This is a genomic window from Aeromonas sp. HMWF014 (assembly GCF_963878295.1).
GTDB lineage: Bacteria > Pseudomonadota > Gammaproteobacteria > Enterobacterales > Aeromonadaceae > Aeromonas > Aeromonas popoffii.
The window spans coordinates 1-3,279 of record NZ_CAWNYS010000481.1; the positions used below are offsets into that span (position 1 = coordinate 1).

The window sequence follows — 3,279 nt, forward strand, 5'->3', positions numbered from 1 at the left end:
GTGCAGGGAGGGCAGGGCCACGGGGTGGCGACGGCCTTGGGTCATGGCTTCGGGGTCGGGATCTATGCACTGATTACCGCGCTGGGCCTCTCCGTGCTGATCACCCAGACCCCGCTGCTTTTTGATCTGATCCGCTACGGTGGCGCCGCGTTTCTCGCCTGGCTCGGCATCAAGGCGCTGCTTGCCAAGCCCGCCAGTGAGTCGGTCGAGGAGGTGGTCCACCAGCTGCGTGGTCGTCAGGGCGCCTTTGAAGGCTTCATGGTCGCCTTTCTCAACCCCCAGCTCGCCATCTTCTTTATCGCCCTCTTCAGCCAGTTCGTACGGGCCGACACCGGTTGGAACGAGGGGGGGATCATGATGCTCACCGCAGGTGGCATTGATGCTATCTGGTACGTGCTGGTGGCGCTGGTGCTCTCTCGCGGGCCCGTGCTGGCCTGGCTCAAGGCCAAGTCCTCCGCCATCGACAAGGTGAGCGGCCTGGTGCTGCTGGGGCTGGCCTTGAAGGTGGTGCTCTGAGGTTCAGTTGTCAGTGGCTCGCGCGATGACAGGGCAGGGCTGCTGAATGAATATCCGGCTCCGCGGTAGGGACTGCGAGCACGGGACGCTGAATCCTGTATTTCGCAGTGATCTTAAGCGGGATCAAGGCAAGCAAAGGGTGACTGACCTAGAGTGACCGGCATTTTCTGTCTGCCGATAGACTCAGAGACCATGCACCCACAGACCCATAGCCACGTACTGAACCGCCTCGAACTGCTGGCTCCGGCCAAGAACCTCGCCTACGGCATCGAAGCCATCAACCATGGCGCCGATGCCGTTTACATGGGCGGCCCTGCCTTTGGTGCCCGCAGTGCGGCGGGCAACTCCCTCGAAGATATCGAAGCGCTGGCGCGCCACGCCCATCGTTTTGGTGCCCAGGTCTTTGTCGCCTTCAACACCCTGCTGCACGATCACGAGCTGGAGCAGGCCCGGCGGCTGACCCACCAAATTTACGAAGCCGGTGCTGATGCGCTTATCGTGCAGGACATGGGGCTGCTGGCGCTCGATTTGCCACCCATCGCGCTCCATGCCAGTACCCAGACCGACAACCGCACGCCGGAAAAGGTGAAGTTTCTGCAGGATGTGGGCTTCTCTCAGGTGGTGCTGGCGCGCGAATTGTCGCTCCAGCAGATCCGCGAGATCAGTGCGGCGACCAACGTGCAGCTGGAGTTCTTTATCCACGGCGCGCTCTGCGTCTCCTACAGCGGCCAGTGCAACATCAGCCACGCCCGTACCGGCCGCAGCGCCAACCGCGGTGAGTGTGCCCAGCTCTGCCGTCTGCCCTGCTCGCTGCAAAAGCCGGACGGTGAAGTGCTGGTGGCCGACAGTCACCTGCTGTCGCTCAAGGATATGGACCAAACCGATAATCTGGAGGCGCTGATCGCCGCAGGCATTCGCTCCTTCAAGATTGAAGGGCGTCTCAAGGGGCTCGATTATGTCAAAAACGTCACCGCCTGGTATCGCCAGAGGCTCGACGCCATTCTGGAGCGCCGCTCCGATCTGGTAGCTGCCTCTGCGGGCCGTTGCAGCTATAGCTTCGAGCCGGATCCGAAAAAGAGCTTCAACCGCGGCAGCACTGACTACTTCCTCCATGGACGTCAGCAGGGTATCGACTCCACCAAGAGCCCGAAATATGTGGGCGAGCCGCTGGGGCGCGTCACCAAGGTGACCAAGGATGGCATCGAGATTGACGGCAAGCAGGTCACTCTCAACAACGGCGACGGTCTGGGCTTCTTCAAGCCGAACAACGAGCTGGTGGGGATGCGCCTCAACAAGGTCGAAGAGAAGGCAGAGAGTAAGCTGTTACTCCTGTCAGAACGTATGCCGGGGCTAAAAGTAGGCACCGAGCTCTATCGCAACCACGATAGTGCGTTCAGCAAGATGCTGGAAAAGGCCAGCGCGGATCGCCGCATCCGGGTTGATATGCAGCTCTCTGAATGCGATGAAGGCTTGTGCCTTACCCTCACCGACGAGCAGGGCATCAGCGCTGCGGTGACCCTGCCGTGCGACAAGCAGCCGGCTGACAATCCGGAGCGGGCGCTGCAACAGGCGCGGGATCAGCTTGGCAAACTCGGCAATACCCTGTTTGTGGCGCGCAAGATTGAGTTGGTGGTAACGAGGCCGCTATTCATCGCCGCATCACAGCTTAACGGGCTGCGCCGGGATGGCATTGCCGCGCTGGAAGCCGCGCGTGTGGCCAGCTACCAGCGCCCAGAGCGACGCATCGCCCTGCGGGATATCAGTTATCCCCAGCACCGCCTCTCCTACCTTGGCAATGTGCTCAACAGTGCCGCCGAGCAGTTCTTCCGCGAACACGGGGTCGAGCGCATCGCTCCCGCCTATGAGGCGAACAAAGAGGAGGGGGAAGTGGTGCTGATGATCACCAAGCACTGCATCCGCTACAGCCAGAACCTCTGCCCGAAAGAGGTGCCCGGTCTCAAGGCCGAGCCGCTGGCGCTCAAGATGGGTAAAGACACCTTCCGCCTGCGTTTTGACTGCAACCGCTGCGAAATGCAGGTGATGGGGAGCCTGAAACGCTGATCAAACAGCCCCTTTCTCCGTCCGGAAAAGGGGCAACTTTTTATCGCAGGTTCTCTGTCCACCCTCCTTTAATTGCCAATCTCCCTTTAATTGCCCCTCTCCAGCGCCAGCAGCGCCTTTTTAATCTCCAATCCCCCCGCATAGCCGGTCAGGCTGCCGTTTTGGCCGATCACCCGATGGCAGGGAACTATGATCGAGAGGGGATTGCGGCCATTCGCCGCGCCCACTGCCCGCACCGCATTCGGTTTGCCGATGGCGCGGGCAATATCGCTGTAGCTGCGGGTCTCGCCATAGGGGATGTCGCACAGCGCTTGCCACACCGACTGTTGAAAGGCGGTGCCACGGGCGGCAATGGGCAGGGAGAACCGCTGCAAGCGACCGGCAAAATAGGCGTCAAACTCGGCGAGGAAGGGGGCCAGCGCCCCGTGATCTTGCTGCCAGCCACTCATATCGGGCAGCGCCCGCAGGCCCGCCACAAAGTCCACGTGCACCAGACCACGTTCATTGATGGCGACCAGCAGATCGCCGCAGCGGGTCGGCAGGATATCGTAGCGGATCATGGGGTTATCTCCTGTTGTTGGTTATCTGGCTGTTTTTCGTTGCCGGTGGCATTGAGCAGCAAATTGGGCGCTTCACTCATGGCGTGCCACAGCCAGCTTGCCGCATAGCTGCGCCACGGTTGCCATGCGGCGCTTTGTGCCA

At 61.2% G+C, this 3,279-nt stretch carries 3 protein-coding genes; 2 read left to right on the top strand and 1 reads right to left on the bottom strand.

Annotated features, from left to right (window positions below; all coding sequences use genetic code 11):
- On the top strand, positions 1–516 hold a 516-nt coding region (locus AAC083_RS18660), incomplete at its 5' end, for a LysE family translocator (protein WP_108537399.1).
- A 192-nt stretch (positions 517–708) separates the two neighbouring features.
- Positions 709–2,577, top strand: coding sequence for a peptidase U32 family protein (locus tag AAC083_RS18665; RefSeq protein ID WP_108537401.1), 1,869 nt, complete (start codon positions 709–711; stop codon positions 2,575–2,577).
- A gap of 86 nt (positions 2,578–2,663) precedes the next feature.
- Here the strand turns inward: AAC083_RS18665 and AAC083_RS18670 are convergent, their stop codons facing one another.
- Positions 2,664–3,137, bottom strand: coding sequence for a methylated-DNA--[protein]-cysteine S-methyltransferase (locus AAC083_RS18670; protein WP_108537400.1), 474 nt, complete (start codon positions 3,135–3,137; stop codon positions 2,664–2,666).
- Between the last annotated feature and the right edge of the window lie 142 nt (positions 3,138–3,279).